Origin of the sequence: Rhizobium sp. NRK18 (assembly GCF_024385575.1) — a bacterium.
Lineage (GTDB): Bacteria > Pseudomonadota > Alphaproteobacteria > Rhizobiales > Rhizobiaceae > JANFMV01.
In genome coordinates this window covers 2,697,650-2,712,889 of the sequence record NZ_JANFMV010000001.1, presented here as the reverse complement: position 1 = coordinate 2,712,889, position 15,240 = coordinate 2,697,650, and the positions used below count along the sequence as shown (strand labels likewise).

Genomic DNA, 15,240 nt, shown 5'->3' with positions numbered 1-15,240 from the left:
CGCAAACGGGCATTGGAAGTTTTCCTTCTATTTTCTTGACTGCCCCGCCGCCTCATAGTTCCTTCATCCCATGAGCCAGAACAAACCTTCGATTCGATCCATCTGCGTCTATTGCGGCTCCCAGCCGGGACGCGATTCCGCCTATGTCGAGGCAGCCCGCAAACTTGGCCGCGCCATGGCCGAAAACGACATCCGTCTCGTCTATGGCGGCGGCACCAAGGGCATCATGGGCGCCGTTGCCAGCGGCGTGCTTTCCAACGGCGGCAAGGTGACGGGCATCATACCCGAATTCCTGATCGACATGGAGGCCACGAGGCATTCCCTCGGCCAGCTGAACGATCTGATCGTCACCAAGGACATGCACGAGCGCAAGCACCGCATGTTCGAGCAGTCGGACGCCTTCGTGACCCTTCCGGGCGGGATCGGCACGCTGGAGGAGATCGTCGAGATCATGACCTGGGGCCAGCTCGGCCGTCATGAAAAGCCGATGGTTCTCGCCAACATCAACGGCTTCTGGGACCCGATGCTGGAACTGATCGGCCACATGCGCGCGGAAGGCTTCATCCATACCGCCCACAAGGTGCAGCCGATGGTGATCGGCGACGTCGAGGACATCGTTCCCGCCCTCATCGAGCGGACCTCGGCCAGCGCACCTGTGGCCGCCGGCGACGAGGCGGTGATTTCAAAGCTTTGACGTCACCGTCGGTTCGGTGATGACCTTCATGCGCGACTGGCGCAGCATCGACCATGTGTAGAGGACCAGCGCACCCCAGATCAGCGGGAAGGCGATGGCCTTGGCCGGCGTGAAGGCTTCCCCGAAGGCGAAGACGGCGATCAGGAAGATCATGGTCGGCGCTATGTACTGCATGATGCCGATCGTCGACAGCTTCAGCAGCTTGGCGCCGTTCGCGTAGATGACCAGCGGCACGGCCGTCACCAGACCCGCGGACGCGAGAAGCAGGGTGTCGAACGGGCCGTCCGACAGGAAATGATTGTTGCCTGTCGCCGTGAGGTAGATGAGGTAACCGGCCGCAAACGGCGTCAGCAGCAGCACCTCCAGAAAGAACCCCTGGTTCGGGCCGATCGGCAGCGTCTTGCGGAAAAAGGCGTAGAAGCCCCAGGAGAAGGTCAGCACCAGCGATACCCAGGGCAGGCCGCCCGAATCGAAGGTCAGTACGACAACGGCGGAGACCGCCATGACGATGGCGGCGATCTGCAGAGGCGTCAGCTTCTCCTTCAGCACGATCGCGCCGAGAAACACGCTGAAAAGCGGGTTGATGTAGTAGCCGAGCGCCGTATCGAGCGTCCGTCCGACCGAGATCGCCCAGACATAGGTGCCCCAGTTGATGCTGATCAGGATGGCGGTCAGGAGCGCCATGGCCAGCATCTTCGGCTGGCGAAGCGCGGCCTTGAGATCGGCAGTACGCCGAAGCGCGACCAGGATCAGCCCGGCGACCGGTACAGACCATACGATGCGGTGAGCGATGATTTCGGCTGCCGGAATGTGCCCGAGCGCCTTCATGTAGAAGGGAAGAAAACCCCACATGACATAGGCCGTCAGCGCGAAGGCAAAACCGCGCGGCGTATCCTCGCCCTTGATCGGCACTGCGGCTTCCGTGGTCGCCATGATGTCTCTCCCCGAAAATGGAAGCGTGAGCGGTAGTCGAACTGCCGCTGATGCACAAATTCAAACTATTGAAGGATGGTTCAGAAGCAGTTGGAGAAGCCGTTTTCCGCCATCGTCAGGAAGATGTCGGTGCCATAGGCGAGCCAACCGGAAAAGGCCGCACCCAACAGAGCCGCCATCACGGTGAGCGCGAGGGCGGGCAAAAGCAGGCGGTGCGCGGATGGCGCGGTCGGTTGCGGTTGCTCCATGATGTCGAGAGTAGCGCTGCCGGCGGTGGCCGGCAAGGCTTCTATTCGGCTGCGATGCGGCCGGCGAGTTCCCGGTTCTTCATCAGCTTGTAGACGACGGAATCGCGCAGCGCCTCGTAGGACGCGTCGATGATGTTGTCCGATACGCCGACGGTCCGCCAGCGCGCGCCGGTTCCATCCGTCGATTCGATCAGGACGCGGGTAATGGCCTCGGTGCCGCCATTGAGGATGCGCACCTTGTAGTCCACCAGTTCCAGGTCGGCGATTTCGCCCTGATACTTGCCGAGATCCTTGCGCAGCGCGATGTCGAGCGCGTTGACCGGGCCGTGGCCTTCGGCGACCGACATGACGTATTCGCCGTCGATCAGGATCTTCACGACGGCTTCCGACACCGTCTTCTTGCGGCCATTGGCATCGAACCGGCGCTCGACGATGACCCGGAAGCTCTCGGTGTGGAAGAATTCCGGCACGGCGCCGAGCGTCTGCAGGGCCAGGAGCTCGAAGCTCGCATCCGCCGCCTCATAGGCATAGCCCGATGCCTCGCGCTCCTTGACGATGGCGATGAGGTCGTCGAGACGCGGATCGCCCTTGCCGACGGAAATGCCGCGCTTCTTCAATTCGTTCAGAAAGTTCGACTTGCCGCCCTGGTCGGAGACCATCACCCGCCGGCGGTTGCCCACACTTTCCGGCTCGACATGCTCGTAGGTCTTCGGATCCTTCAGAAGCGCCGAGGCATGGATGCCGGCCTTGGTGGCAAACGCCGACGAGCCGACGAAGGGCGCCTGCTCGTTGGGCTGACGGTTCAAGAGTTCGTCGAAGGCATGCGAGAGCTTGGTCAGCCCCTCCAGCCGCTCGCGGTCGATGCCGGTCTCGAAACGACTGCTGTAGGTGTCCTTCAGCACCAGCGTCGGTACGAGGGTGATCAGGTTGGCGTTGCCGCAACGTTCGCCGATGCCGTTCAGCGTTCCCTGGATCTGCCGTGCGCCGGCCTCGACGGCAGCCAGCGAATTGGCGACCGCCTGGCCGGTGTCGTTGTGGGCGTGGATGCCGAGCGAGGCGCCCGGCACGCCGCTTGCGATCACCGTCTCGATGATGGCGCGGATTTCGGCGGGCTGCGTGCCGCCATTGGTGTCGCAGAGCACGACCCAGCGTGCGCCGGCTTCATAGGCCGTCTTCGCGCAGGCAAGTGCATAGTCCGGATTGGCCTTGTAGCCGTCGAAGAAGTGTTCGCAGTCGACCATCGTCTCCTTGCCGGCGGCGACCGAAGCCGTCACGCTGTCATGGATAGAGGAGAGGTTCTCCTCGTTGGTGCAGCCGAGCGCCACTTTCACGTGGTAGTCCCAGCTTTTCGCGACGAAACAGATGGCGTCGCTCTTCGACTGGATGAGCGCGGCAAGGCCCGGATCGTTGGACGTCGAAACCCCGGCCCGCTTGGTCATGCCGAAAGCGACGAAGGCCGCATCCCGCGTCCGCTTCTTCGCGAAGAACTCCGTGTCGGTCGGATTGGCGCCCGGATAGCCGCCCTCGACGTAATCGATGCCGAAATCGTCCAGCAGGGTGGCAATCGCGATCTTGTCCTCGACCGAAAAATCGACGCCCGGCGTCTGCTGGCCGTCGCGCAATGTCGTGTCGAAGAGATAGAGTCTTTCGCGTGTCATGGTGTGTCTTCCCGTATGCGGCCTTATCGGTTGTTCGCGAACATGTCGGTCGTCCGGACGAGCCTGTCCAGGATGCCGGGTTCGGATGAGGCGTGGCCTGCGCCTTCGATCAGATGGAATTCGGCCTTCGGCCATGCCTTGTGGAGCTGCCAGGCGTATTTTGCCGGGCAGGGCATGTCGTAGCGACCGTGGACGATGAGGCCCGGAATGTCTTGCAGCTTATGCGCGTCGCGCAACAGCTGCCCTTCATCGAGCCAGCCGGCATGGACGAAATAATGGTTCTCGATGCGGGCAAACGCTTCCGCGAAATCGTCTTCGCCGAAACCGGTGCTGGTCTCGGGCTCGGGCAGCAGCGTGATCGTCTCACCTTCCCAGAGGCTCCAGGATTTTGCCGCGGCAATCCGCGTGTCGCGGTCCTCGCTCGTCAGTCGCTTGCGGTAGGCGGCCATCATGTCGCCGCGCTCTTCTTCCGGGATCGGCGCGATGAAGCGTTCCCACTTGTCGGGAAACATTTCCGACACGCCGAACTGGTAGTACCAGAGGAGCTCGGCGCGCGTCAGCGTATAGACGCCGCGCAGTACGAGTTCCGTGACGCGATTCGGGTGCGTCTCCGAATAGGCGAGCGCCAGAGTCGAACCCCAGGAGCCGCCGAACACCATCCACTTGTCGACGCCGACCATTTCGCGCAGCCGCTCGATGTCGGCGACCAGGTGCCAGGTCGTGTTGGCTTCCAGCGAGGCGTGCGGCGTGGACTTGCCGCAGCCGCGCTGGTCGAACAGAAGCACGTCGTAGAGCTTCGGATCGAAGAAGCCGCGATAGGCCGGCCGAATGCCGCCGCCGGGACCGCCATGCAGGAAGACGGCAGGCTTTGCGCCCGGCGTGCCGACCCGCTCCCAGTAGATCCGGTGCCCGTCGCCGACATCGAGATGGCCTGAGGCGTAGGGTTCGGTGATCGGATGGTAGGTCTTGAGCTCGCTCATGTGGGGCTGCCGTTCCAGTGGTCGGTATCGTGATCGGGGTGCTGGTGGTTGGTCGAGCGCACGTCTTCCAACCCGCCCGGCAGATCGGGGCGGTCCGTCAGGTTCTCAGGCAATCCCGTCAACACGTGAAAGAAGCTGACACGCCCCTCGACGCCGTCCTGGCTTTCGGGCGTATAGGCGGATGGATCATCTAGGCTGCCGAGCGTGATGGCGATCGTGTCGCTGCCGACGGTCTTGAAGAACAGCGGCGTGCCGCAGCGGGCGCAGAAGCCGCGCTTGACCGGATCGGAGGAGTGAAACCAGGACGGTTCTCCGCGCGTCAGTTCGAACTCGTCTTCCTCGGCGCTGGCAAGCGGCATGAAATAGTTGCCGGCCGCCTTCTGGCACATCCGGCAATGACAGAGATGCGGGTTGGAGAGGCGGCCGGAAACGCGGTAGCGCACCGCGCCGCACTGGCAGCCGCCTGTGATGGGGGCGTTCGTCATGCTTCGTCCTCCGGTGGCCATTCGGTCGTGTCGTGGTCCGGGTGCTGCCAGGAGACGACGCTTTCATGGAATTCCGTCATGGCCGGCGTGCTGTAGGCGGGCTTGTCGAACAGATGATCGATCCAGGGCAGGCGATGGGCATGATTGACCTGGATCAGCGGTTCGAACAGCTCCGGATGATCGAGCGCGCCGATCGCCAGTTCCAGCGAGCCTTCGAAACGATAGGCGAGCGGCGTGCCGCATTTGTTGCAGAAACCGCGATGGACCTTGCGCGAGGAGCGGAACCAGCTCGGCTGGCCGCGCGTCCATTCCACATGCGCCGGATCCGCTGTCACGAAGGCCGCAAAGAAATTGCCGAACTGTTTCTGGCACATGCGGCAGTGACAGATCGACGGCCGCCCGAGCTTGCCCGCCCGAAACCGCACCGCCCCGCACTGGCATCCGCCCGATTGAGTGTCCGTGGTGTTGGTCATTGTGCGTCTCCTTGGCGGTTGGATTTGTCGAGGAGTTTATGGCATTCGAGCAAAGGCCCCCTCTGGCCTGCCGGCCATCTCCCCCACAGGGGGGGAGAAAGCGCGCGGAAGGCTTTTGCCTCGATCGCAGCAATGGCGGCTGGGTCAGCCCCTCCCACTTGTGGGGAGGGGTTGGGGAGGGGTGAACGTTTCAATACTGTATCGTTCGCCATCAGATCACCCCCGCATAGATCAAGAGTGCGATCAGCACGACGACGATGAAGACGACCTTGCCGATGATCCCGTAGACCATCCATTTCGGCATTTGCGTGTTCGGGTTCTTCTCCGTCATGCCTGATCCTCCGGCGGCCAGTGGTCGGTGTCGTGGTCCGGGTGCTGGTAGGAGACGAGATCGGCGAGGAAGGGGGCATCCTCGAGATCGTCCTCGGTCGGATGACCGGGCAGCAGGTGCAGGCTGTCGGCAAAGGGCAGCTTGGCCTCGATGCCGAACTGTTTTGTCGGGGGCAGGGCGGCCGGGTCGTCGAATGCGCCGGCCGCCAGCGCCACGCCGTCCGGCGCCTCATAGGTCAGCGGCGTGCCGCAATCGGCGCAGAAGCCGCGTTGAACGAAATTCGAGGATTGGAACGTCTTCGGCGCCCCGCGCGTCCATGTCAGCACCGCCTTGCGGCTCGAGACCAGCGGCGCGTAATAGGCGCCGAATGCCTTCTGGCACATGCGACAGTGGCAGATCGACGAGTCGCTCAAATCCCCTTCGACGCGAAACCGCACCGCGCCGCACTGGCATCCGCCGGTGTGAATGGTCATTCCCGATCCTTTCCGATGGCGCGCAGGATGTGGGTGCAGACACCGTCGACGTCGCAGTGGATGTCATGATTCCAGAAACGAAGAACCCGCCAGCCCGCGCGTTCAAGGGCTGCGGTTCTATCCAGATCGGCCTGGGCAGTTTGACCGTGGCCATGCTGAGAGCCGTCCACTTCGACGATGAGGCGATATTCCGGGCAGGCGAAGTCGGCGATATAGCCCACGACCGGCATCTGTCGTCGAAAGCCAAGACCCATCAGGCGATGCGCCCGCAATTCATTCCAGAGCTTAAGTTCCGCGTCGGTCATGGCCTTCCGCATGCGGCGTGCATTGGCACGTAACTTTGGTGGCACTCTACCGTGCGGCATGTCACCCCCCTCTGTCCCTTCGGGACATCTCCCCCACAAGGGGGGAGATTGGACGCCGGCGAACCTCAGCGCATCGCCGCAAATGTTGACCGGATGAGAATAGGAACGAATTCTTGCTGCAGATGCAACCCTGTGGCGAGAGCTGCGGAAGTCGGAGTGTGGACGGTTGATCTCGCGCACCCTCGATCTCCCCCCTTGTGGGGGAGATGTCACGAAGTGACAGAGGGGGGTGGATATCGTCACCGCTTGACCTCCCACGTCGTCACCCGTTCGCCGGTCTCCGGGTCCTTGCCGTCCTTCAGCTGGATGCCCTTCGCCAGCAGATCATCGCGGATCTTGTCGGCCTCGCCCCAGTTTTTCGCCTTGATCAGCTCGAGGCGCTCTAAAATCTTCTCTCTAATGAGAATTTGCTCAAAGGCTTCGACATCCGCACTCGCGAAGAAATCTTCCAGTTCAAAGCCGAGAAATATGAAGCTGTTTAGTACGTTGAACGCTGCATCAGCGTCGCCCTTATGGGCTTTCTTCGCTTCCGCTTGCACATAGGCTATCGCACCTGCGGTGTTTAAGTCATCGGCAAGCGTCGAGATGAATTCATCTGTGACAATCGGATCAACCAAACGATTTGCTAGCGCCATCCAGTCATGATCAGAGGCAATCTTCTTTATGTCAGCCCAAGTCTGAAGGATGTTTTCGGCTTCAATCAGCCTCTTTACAGAAAAGTCGATCGGCTGGCGGTAGTGCGTCATCAGCATGGCAAGCCGCAGCACTTCGCCCGGCCACGTGCGGCCGCCGAATTTTTCTGTCGCCAGCAGCTCGTGAATGGTGACGAAATTGCCCTCCGACTTCGACATCTTGCGACCTTCGACCTGCAGGAAGCCGTTGTGCATCCAGACATTCGCCATCACATGCGTGCCATGGGCGCAGCGCGACTGGGCGATCTCGTTCTCGTGGTGCGGGAAGATCAGGTCGAGCCCGCCGCCGTGAATGTCGAACGTGTCGCCGAGATAGCGGCCACTCATCGCCGAGCATTCGATATGCCAGCCGGGACGACCGTAAATGTCGGTCGTCGTGCCATCGACCGTGAAGTCGGCATGCCAGCCGGGCTCGGTGTTAGCCGATTGCTTCCAGAGCACGAAGTCGGCCGGATTTCTCTTGTGCGCCTCGACGGCGATGCGGGCGCCGGCCTGCTGGTCGTCGAGATTGCGCTTCGAAAGCTGGCCGTAATCGGCCATGGAGCGCACCTCGAACAGTACCTCCCGGCCTTCCGATCCCTCCGCCACATAGGCGTGGCCCTTGTCGAGTAGCGATTGGATGATCGCCACCATCTGGGTGATGTTGTCGGTCGCCCGCGGCTGCACGGTCGGCTCCAGCGTGCCGAGCGCGTTCACGTCATCGAGGAACTGCGTTTCCGTCTTCTCCGTCACCAGCCGGATTGCCTCGTTCAGAGGCAGGTTCGGATGGTCGCGCAGTGCCCGCGCGTTGATCTTGTCGTCGACGTCGGTGATGTTGCGGACATAGGTGACGTGGTCGGCACCATAGACATGGCGCAGCAGCCGGTAGAGCACGTCGAAGACGATGACCGGGCGCGCATTGCCGATATGGGCAAAGTCATAGACCGTCGGGCCGCAGACATACATGCGGACATTATCCGGATCGATCGGCTGAAAGACCGTCTTTTCCCGTGTCAGCGTGTTGTAGAGCTTCAGCTCGGTCATTCCCTGGTCTCCAAACAAAAGATTTCACCCGGCGGGCCGGGACGTTTGTTCTCTTGCGGGTATCGGGAGACGAAAACGGCCAGGCCAGCGGAAAGCTAGCGAATAATAATCCGGCAGATAATGCAGGCGCGCGTTTTCATGCGCCGACTTATCGCGCGACGAAGGGGATTGGTCAAGCGCCAAAAAGAAAACCGCCCGGACTGGCCGGGCGGTTTAGCATACGTCATTGGTGACGGATCAGGCCGCCCGCTTCGCCCTTGCCGTACCGCTCGAAAGCGTGAAGCGGGAGAGCATGTCGCGGAGCTTGCGGCTTTCCTCGGCCAGCGTCTGGCTGGCGGCCGAGCTTTCTTCCACCATGGCGGCGTTCTGCTGGGTCATCTGGTCCATCTGGTTGACGGCCGTGTTGACCTCCTGCAGGCCGGTGGCCTGTTCGCGCGAGGCGGTCGCGATCGTCTGGACGTGGTCGTTGACCTTGTTGACGAGGACCTCGATCTCGGCCAGCGCTTCACCCGTCGAGCGCACCAGGCCGACGCCGCCCTGGACCTCGCCAGCCGAGGTCTGGATCAAGTTGGCGATTTCCTTGGCGGCATTGGCCGAACGCTGGGCGAGTTCGCGCACTTCCTGCGCGACGACGGCAAAGCCGCGGCCCGCTTCGCCGGCACGCGCCGCCTCGACGCCGGCATTCAGCGCCAGCAGGTTGGTCTGGAAGGCAATCTCGTCGATCACGGTGATGATCTGGCTGATCTTGCTCGATGACGTCTCGATGCGGCCCATGGCTTCGATGGCGTTGCGCACGATGCCGCTCGACTTGCCGGTGCTCGACTTCGTCTCGCCGACCATGCGGCTCGCCTCGGCCGCGCGCTCCGAGGCGGTGCGTACCGTCGAGGTGATCTCGTCCAGCGCCGCCGCGGTTTCCTCGAGCGAGGCCGCCTGCTGTTCGGTGCGGTAGGAGAGGTTGCCGGTCGCCTCGCTGATGGAGGAGGCGCTGCCGTCGATGATCTGGCCGGTAGAAACGATCGCCTCGATGACCGACTGCAGCGATTCCGCCGTCTTGTTGAAGTCGGTGCGCAGCTCGGCATAGTCGGCGCCGAGATCGCCGACGCGGACGGTCAGGTCGCCATCGGCAAGCCGCGACAGGGCCGCACCGAGAGCCGACATCGCGTTGGCCTGGCGTTCGCTGGTGGCGCGGTTCGTATCTTCGTTGCGTGCGCGGGTCTCGTCGAGCGTGCGGCGCTGCTCGGCCTCGCTCTCGCGCAGCATGGCGGCTTCGCGCACCGACTGGCGAAGCGTCTGCAGCGTACCGGCCATCTGGCCGATCTCGTCCTTGTTGCCGGATGCGGCGATCGCGACATCCGTGTCGCCGGCGGCAATCGAGCGCATGGCGGACTGCAGCTCGCCGATCGGTCCCGTGACGCTGCGCACGATCGCATAGGCAGCGGCCATGACGACGGCCATGGCGCCGAGCCAGAGGGCGCCGTAGATCATGGCATTGCGCCAGAAGAGTGCGGCGAGATCGTCGCCGTAGACGCCGGTGCCGACGACCCATCCCCACGGCGCGAAGCCTGCAACGTGAGAGAACTTCTCGACCGGCTTGTCGGCGCCCGGCTTCGGCCAGTAATAGTCGACGAAGCCCTGGCCATGCGCCTTGACCGTGTTGACGAACTCGACGAACAGCAGCTTGCCGTTCGGGTCCTTGTTCTGCGACAGATCCTTGCCGACCAGCTCCGGCTTGATCGGATGCATGACCATCTTCGGCTGCATGTCGTTGATCCAGAAGTAGCCACTGCCGCCGCCGTAGCGCATCGCGCCGATCACCGCCATGGCTTCCGCCTGCGCCTGTTCGCGGGTCAGCTGACCCGATTGTTCCAGCTTGTAGTACTTGTCGAAGATGGCAAGCGCGTTGTCGTCCATCGCCTGCAGGCCGGCCTTCCGCTCATTCACCGACGCGTCATAGCTCTGGAAAAGGCTGAAGGTGACGCAACCGCCGAGAATGACCAGCGTCAGGGCGACCAGGGCAAAGAGCCTGGCCGAGATTTTCATGTTTCGCATTGGGGGCCCCAGTATTCTTGAACGTTGCCAAGAATATCCAGGGAAAACCTTACCGATCGCTGAAGATCATTTTAGTCAAATGCCGGGTAAGATTTTGGGTCTCGGGGCATTGTTCGCAAATCATGACGTTTATGCCTGCGCATTGAGCAAAAGCTCAATTGAGTTCGGCATGTGATAGTCGAGGAAGCGGCCTTCGCGCACGGAGTAGAGCTTGCCGGTTTCCGTCACATCGGATCCGGTCAAAGGCAGCAGCGCCTGCGCCACGGTCGAGGGATGCGGCAGCGTGTCCTTGTCCTCGCCGGGATAGGCGAGCGCCCGCATGGCGGTCCGGGTTGCGCCCGGATCGACGCTGTTGACGCGCAGGGCGGTGTTTTCGGTTTCTGCAGCCCAGGTGCGGGCGAGCGCCTCGACGGCTGCCTTGGAGGCGGAGTAGGGGCCCCAGAAGGGCCGGCACTTGTGGGCGGCGCCGGACGACAGGATGACGGCGCGGCCGGCGTCGGAGAGCTTCAAAAGCGGCTCCAGCGAGCGGATCAGCCGCCATGTGGCGGTGACGTTGATCGTCATGACCTTTTCGAAGGTCTTGGCTTCCACATGGCCGATCGGTGAAATGACGCCGAGGATGCCGGCATTGGCGACGAGAATGTCGAGCTTTCCCCAGCGTTCGAAGATCGAACCGCCGAGCTTGTCGATCGCCGCCATGTCGGTGAGGTCGAAGGGCACGAGCGTTGCCGAGCCGCCGACGGCCTTGATGGCGTCGTCGAGCTCTTCCAGGCCGCCGACCGTGCGGGCGCAGGCAATCACATGTGCGCCGGCCTTCGCGAGCTCGATGGCGGTGAAGTAGCCGATGCCGCGCGAGGCGCCGGTGACGAGTGCCAGCTTGCCGTTCAGATCCACGCTCATGTCCTGTCCCCCATATGCAACGAAGCGGCCCGGGGCCGCTTCGCAATGTCAGCGATCTTTCAAGTGCCGTTTAGCCGCTACCGGCCAGAACGGCAAGCGGGCGCACCTTGTCGGTTGAGTCCTGGTCGACAAGGCGGGTCGGGTAGTCACCGGTGAAGTAGTGGTCGGTGAACTGCGGGTTCTTCGGGTCGCGCGGCTTGCCGCCGACGGCCGTGTAGAGCCCGTCGAGCGAGATGAATTCCAGCGAATCCGCTCCGATATACTTGCACATCGATTCCAGCGTGTCGTGCTGGTTGGCCAGCAGCTTGTCGCGGTCCGGCGTGTCGATACCGTAGAAGTCCGGATAGTAGATCATCGGGCTGGCGACGCGGATATGCACTTCCTTGGCGCCGGCTTCGCGCAGCATCTGCACGATCTTGACCGAGGTGGTGCCGCGCACGATCGAATCGTCGACGAGGACGATGCGCTTGCCGGTGATCACGCCACGGTTGGCCGAATGCTTCAGCTTCACGCCAAAAGCGCGGATCTGCTGCGTCGGTTCGATGAAGGTGCGGCCGACATAATGGTTGCGGATGATGCCGAGCTCGAAGGGGATGCCGCTTTCCTGCGCATAGCCGATGGCCGCCGGCGTGCCGCCGTCCGGAACCGGCACGACGACGTCGGCCTCGACAGGCGCTTCCTTGGCGAGGTTGATGCCGGCATTCTTGCGCGCCGTATAGACGTTGCGGCCGGCGACGGCGGAATCGGGCCGGGCGAAATAGACGTATTCGAACAGGCAGATGCGTTCCGGCTTCGGATTGGTCGCCTTGCGGCTTTCGATCGAGATCGAGCCGTCCGGCTGCTCTTCACAGATGATCAGCTCGCCGTTCTCCACGTCACGGACGAACTTCGCGCCGATGATGTCGAGCGCGCAGGTTTCCGAGCAGAAGATCGGCTTGCCGTCGAGTTCGCCCATGACGAGCGGACGGATGCCGTTCGGGTCGCGCGCGGCGATCAGCTTGGTGCGGGTCAGCGCCAGCATCGCGTAGCCGCCCTCGATATGCGAGATCGCATCGGCGAAGCGATCGGCAGACGAGGTGTGCCAGGAACGGGCGATCAGGTGCAGGACGACTTCGGTGTCCGAGGTCGACTGACAGATCGCGCCGCTGGCGATCAGCTGGCGGCGGAGCGTCAGGCCGTTGGTGAAATTGCCGTTGTGGGCAATCGCGATACCACCGTTCTGCAGTTCGGCAAACAGCGGCTGGACGTTGCGCAGCACCGTCTCGCCGGTCGTCGAATAGCGCACATGGCCGATCGCCATGGAGCCGGGCAGGAGCGCCAGCGTCGCCGGATCGGTGTAGTGGTCGCCGACGAGGCCCATGCGGCGCTCGGAGCGGAACTGCTGGCCGTCGAAGGAGACGATGCCGGCGGCTTCCTGTCCGCGGTGCTGCAGGGCGTGCAGGCCGAGCGCGGTCAGCGTGGCAGCATCGCTGTGCCCCAAAATGCCGAACACCCCGCACTCTTCGTGCAGGGTGTCGCCATCGAGGTCATCATCGATGTCTGCATGGATTGGGAGATTCATGGCCGCCGGTCCTTGGGTCACAAAAGAAATAGTGCGGTGAAGGGCGGCGCTATACACCGTCCTGATCACGAAGTGGAGTCCTTATATGGGGCTTCCGCCCCATATTTTGAGGGTCGAATTTATCGCAGGCCCTAATTGCCTGTCGTATCGGCCGGTGCGTCTTCCGCCGGCGCCTGGTCAGAGGTCGCATCGGCGCCCTGATCCGTATCCTTTTCGTTGAACACGCTGGCGCGGATCACCTGGGCAAATTCCGTCGGCAGCACGGCCTCGAGCTTCGTCACCATGTCATCGAGGAACGGCTTGGACTTGGCGTTGTTGACCCAGTCGGGGCGCTGTTCGGGCGCCACCAGCCAGTTCCAGAAGGCAACGGCGACGACGAGCAGCAGAATTCCGCGGGCGGCGCCGAACAGGAAGCCGAGCGTACGGTCGAGCGCGCCGATGCGGCTGTCGATGATGAAATCGGCAATCCGCATGGTCAGGAAGGAGATCACGATCAGGGCGATTAGGAAGACGACCGCCGCCGAGCCCGCCGTGGCGATGCGCGTGTCGTCGGTATACTTCATCGCGTAGGGCATCAGCAGGCCGTAGAGATAATAGGCCGCTGCGGCCGCACCCAGCCAGCTGGCGATCGACAGGATTTCCCGCGAAAAACCGCGTACCATGGCCAGAACGGCCGAGAACAGCACAACGACGAGAACGATACCGTCGAAAATCGTGATGGGCATTCAATTCACTCCATGACTTCGCGCCATGTGCCACCGCATGGGCCGCGGCCGCTCACAGCCTGCACCTATAGCATCGCCCTGCAGAAAGAATAAAGGGGTCAATCCTCATCATCCCCTTGTCTTAACGCGGCTTTCGAGCCGGCGATGCGCGCAACCAGATCGGGAAGGCTCTCGATCTCGCTCCACCGGCGACTATTGCCCTTCGGAAGGTCGGGAGAGCCCTGCGGCAAGACGGCGGAGGAGAAGCCGAGCTTCTCGGCTTCCTTGAGCCGGTTCGCGGTGTGCGCCACCGGTCGGATCGCGCCCGACAGGCTGACTTCGCCGAAGTAGACGCAGTCGGCCGGAAGCGGCGCACCGGCAAGCGATGAGACCAGCGCCGAGGCGACCGCGAGGTCGGCGGCGGGCTCGGTGATCCGGTAGCCGCCGGCGACGTTGAGATAGACGTCGTGCTGGCCGAGCCGTACGCCGCAATGGGCTTCCAGCACGGCGAGGATCATCGACAGGCGCGCCGAATCCCAGCCGACGACGGCGCGGCGCGGCGTGCCGAGCGAGGTCGGGGCGACCAGCGCCTGTACCTCGACGAGCACGGGCCGAGTGCCCTCCATGCCGGCAAAGACGGCGGCGCCCGGCGATTTCTCGTTGCGCTCGCCGAGGAAGAGTTCGGATGGATTGGACACTTCGCGCAGGCCGATGTCCGACATTTCGAAGACGCCGATCTCGTCCGTCGGGCCGAAGCGGTTCTTGACCGTGCGCAGGATGCGGTAGTGGTGGCCGCGGTCGCCCTCGAAGTAGAGTACGGCGTCGACCATATGCTCGACGACACGCGGGCCGGCGATCTGGCCTTCCTTGGTGACGTGGCCGACGAGCACGATCGCCGCACCCGTCTGCTTGGCAAAACGGATCATCGCCTGCACGCCGGTCCTGACCTGTGTCACCGTGCCGGGCGCCGAATCGACGATGTCGCTCCAGAGCGTCTGGATGGAATCGATGATGACGAGATCCGGCCGCTTGCCCTCCGAAAGGGTCGCCAGAATGTCCTCGACATTGGTCTCGGCGGCGAGCAGCACGTCGGTCGAGGCCGCGTTCAGCCGCTGGGCACGCAGTCGGACCTGCGCGACCGCCTCTTCGCCGGAAACGTAGATGATGCGGTGGCCGCCACGCGACAGCGCCGCCGCCGCCTGCATCAGCAGCGTCGACTTGCCGATGCCCGGATCACCGCCGATCAGCACCGCCGAGCCGCGCACGAAGCCGCCGCCGGTCGCCCGGTCCAGTTCCGAAATGCCGGTATGAACGCGCGGCGCCTCCTCGATCTCGCCCGACAGCGTCGTCAGAGCCACGGGGCGGCCCTTCTTCGGCGTCTTGCCGGGCCCGCCGCCGATGCCGCCGGTCGGATCTTCCTCGACAATCGTGTTCCACTCGCCGCAACCGTCGCACTTGCCCGCCCAGCGCGAATGCACTGTGCCGCAGTTCTGGCAGATGAATTGGGTGCGGGGCTTGGCCATGGGCAGAAGGTTCCTCAAGAATCGGAGGGATTCTTAGCGGTTGATCCGTCGAGGGGGCAATGGGGTGAGCATGTTTTGCGTGGAGCAGTTGGCTATCTGACGTCGGCGGGCCTACATTATATGGCAACGCTTGAAATGAATGATCTGG

Annotated in this window: 15 protein-coding genes; 1 reads left to right on the top strand and 14 read right to left on the bottom strand. The window is 63.1% G+C overall.

Annotated elements, in window-relative coordinates:
• Window positions 1-70: 70 nt before the first annotated feature.
• Complete coding sequence (locus NN662_RS12755) at window positions 71-694, top strand: TIGR00730 family Rossman fold protein (RefSeq protein ID WP_261930623.1); 624 nt, start codon at window positions 71-73, stop codon at window positions 692-694.
• Here NN662_RS12755 and rarD read toward each other — a convergent pair.
• From rarD to radA, 14 genes are all read right to left on the bottom strand, one after another.
• The gene (gene rarD, locus NN662_RS12750; RefSeq protein WP_261930622.1) at window positions 683-1,627 is read right to left on the bottom strand and encodes an EamA family transporter RarD; all 945 of its coding nucleotides are present in this window, start codon (window positions 1,625-1,627) and stop codon (window positions 683-685) included. The two genes, NN662_RS12755 and rarD, sit on opposite strands and share 12 nt — an antisense overlap.
• 80 nt (window positions 1,628-1,707) lie before the next feature.
• On the bottom strand, window positions 1,708-1,911 hold the full coding sequence (locus tag NN662_RS12745; protein WP_261930621.1) for a hypothetical protein: 204 nt from the start codon (window positions 1,909-1,911) through the stop codon (window positions 1,708-1,710).
• Between the two features lie 5 nt (window positions 1,912-1,916).
• Window positions 1,917-3,533 carry a citramalate synthase gene (gene cimA, locus NN662_RS12740; RefSeq protein WP_261930620.1) on the bottom strand — a complete coding sequence of 539 codons (1,617 nt, stop codon included), beginning with the start codon at window positions 3,531-3,533 and terminating at the stop codon, window positions 1,917-1,919.
• Window positions 3,534-3,556: 23 nt separating this feature from the next.
• A complete protein-coding gene (gene pip, locus NN662_RS12735) occupies window positions 3,557-4,513 on the bottom strand; it encodes a prolyl aminopeptidase (RefSeq protein WP_261930619.1) in 957 nt (318 codons plus the stop codon).
• Window positions 4,510-4,998: a GFA family protein gene (locus NN662_RS12730; protein ID WP_261930618.1), complete on the bottom strand. Its 489-nt coding sequence runs from the start codon at window positions 4,996-4,998 to the stop codon at window positions 4,510-4,512. The genes pip and NN662_RS12730 overlap by 4 nt, the downstream gene beginning before the upstream one ends.
• A complete protein-coding gene (locus tag NN662_RS12725) occupies window positions 4,995-5,471 on the bottom strand; it encodes a GFA family protein (protein WP_261930617.1) in 477 nt (158 codons plus the stop codon). Before NN662_RS12725 ends, NN662_RS12730 begins: the two co-directional genes overlap by 4 nt.
• A gap of 327 nt (window positions 5,472-5,798) precedes the next feature.
• Window positions 5,799-6,275, bottom strand: a complete 477-nt coding sequence (locus tag NN662_RS12720) for a GFA family protein (RefSeq protein ID WP_261930616.1) — start codon at window positions 6,273-6,275, stop codon at window positions 5,799-5,801.
• Window positions 6,272-6,640: an endonuclease domain-containing protein gene (locus NN662_RS12715; RefSeq protein WP_261930615.1), complete on the bottom strand. Its 369-nt coding sequence runs from the start codon at window positions 6,638-6,640 to the stop codon at window positions 6,272-6,274. The genes NN662_RS12720 and NN662_RS12715 overlap by 4 nt, the downstream gene beginning before the upstream one ends.
• 239 nt (window positions 6,641-6,879) lie before the next feature.
• The gene (cysS, locus tag NN662_RS12710) at window positions 6,880-8,355 is read right to left on the bottom strand and encodes a cysteine--tRNA ligase (RefSeq protein WP_261930614.1); all 1,476 of its coding nucleotides are present in this window, start codon (window positions 8,353-8,355) and stop codon (window positions 6,880-6,882) included.
• A gap of 237 nt (window positions 8,356-8,592) precedes the next feature.
• Window positions 8,593-10,404: a methyl-accepting chemotaxis protein gene (locus NN662_RS12705; protein WP_261930613.1), complete on the bottom strand. Its 1,812-nt coding sequence runs from the start codon at window positions 10,402-10,404 to the stop codon at window positions 8,593-8,595.
• A 129-nt stretch (window positions 10,405-10,533) separates the two neighbouring features.
• The gene (locus tag NN662_RS12700) at window positions 10,534-11,304 is read right to left on the bottom strand and encodes an SDR family NAD(P)-dependent oxidoreductase (RefSeq protein ID WP_261930612.1); all 771 of its coding nucleotides are present in this window, start codon (window positions 11,302-11,304) and stop codon (window positions 10,534-10,536) included.
• 70 nt (window positions 11,305-11,374) lie between these two features.
• Window positions 11,375-12,865 (bottom strand): amidophosphoribosyltransferase, encoded by a 1,491-nt coding sequence (purF, locus tag NN662_RS12695; protein ID WP_261930611.1) that lies wholly within the window; start codon window positions 12,863-12,865, stop codon window positions 11,375-11,377.
• 131 nt (window positions 12,866-12,996) lie between these two features.
• Window positions 12,997-13,590, bottom strand: a complete 594-nt coding sequence (locus NN662_RS12690) for a CvpA family protein (RefSeq protein ID WP_261930610.1) — start codon at window positions 13,588-13,590, stop codon at window positions 12,997-12,999.
• Between the two features lie 98 nt (window positions 13,591-13,688).
• Window positions 13,689-15,092 carry a DNA repair protein RadA gene (gene radA, locus NN662_RS12685; protein WP_261930609.1) on the bottom strand — a complete coding sequence of 468 codons (1,404 nt, stop codon included), beginning with the start codon at window positions 15,090-15,092 and terminating at the stop codon, window positions 13,689-13,691.
• Between the last annotated feature and the right edge of the window lie 148 nt (window positions 15,093-15,240).

Excerpts from the sequence above, each read along its gene's own strand:
- NN662_RS12755 (WP_261930623.1), top strand. The coding sequence starts at position 71 with ATGAGCCAGAACAAACCTTCGATTCGATCCATCTGCGTCTATTGCGGC.
- rarD (WP_261930622.1), bottom strand. The coding sequence starts at position 1,627 with ATGGCGACCACGGAAGCCGCAGTGCCGATCAAGGGCGAGGATACGCCG.
- cimA (WP_261930620.1), bottom strand. The coding sequence starts at position 3,533 with ATGACACGCGAAAGACTCTATCTCTTCGACACGACATTGCGCGACGGC.
- pip (WP_261930619.1), bottom strand. The coding sequence starts at position 4,513 with ATGAGCGAGCTCAAGACCTACCATCCGATCACCGAACCCTACGCCTCA.
- NN662_RS12730 (WP_261930618.1), bottom strand. The coding sequence starts at position 4,998 with ATGACGAACGCCCCCATCACAGGCGGCTGCCAGTGCGGCGCGGTGCGC.
- NN662_RS12725 (WP_261930617.1), bottom strand. The coding sequence starts at position 5,471 with ATGACCAACACCACGGACACTCAATCGGGCGGATGCCAGTGCGGGGCG.
- NN662_RS12720 (WP_261930616.1), bottom strand. The coding sequence starts at position 6,275 with ATGACCATTCACACCGGCGGATGCCAGTGCGGCGCGGTGCGGTTTCGC.
- NN662_RS12715 (WP_261930615.1), bottom strand. The coding sequence starts at position 6,640 with ATGCCGCACGGTAGAGTGCCACCAAAGTTACGTGCCAATGCACGCCGC.
- cysS (WP_261930614.1), bottom strand. The coding sequence starts at position 8,355 with ATGACCGAGCTGAAGCTCTACAACACGCTGACACGGGAAAAGACGGTC.
- NN662_RS12705 (WP_261930613.1), bottom strand. The coding sequence starts at position 10,404 with ATGCGAAACATGAAAATCTCGGCCAGGCTCTTTGCCCTGGTCGCCCTG.
- NN662_RS12700 (WP_261930612.1), bottom strand. The coding sequence starts at position 11,304 with ATGAGCGTGGATCTGAACGGCAAGCTGGCACTCGTCACCGGCGCCTCG.
- purF (WP_261930611.1), bottom strand. The coding sequence starts at position 12,865 with ATGAATCTCCCAATCCATGCAGACATCGATGATGACCTCGATGGCGAC.
- NN662_RS12690 (WP_261930610.1), bottom strand. The coding sequence starts at position 13,590 with ATGCCCATCACGATTTTCGACGGTATCGTTCTCGTCGTTGTGCTGTTC.
- radA (WP_261930609.1), bottom strand. The coding sequence starts at position 15,092 with ATGGCCAAGCCCCGCACCCAATTCATCTGCCAGAACTGCGGCACAGTG.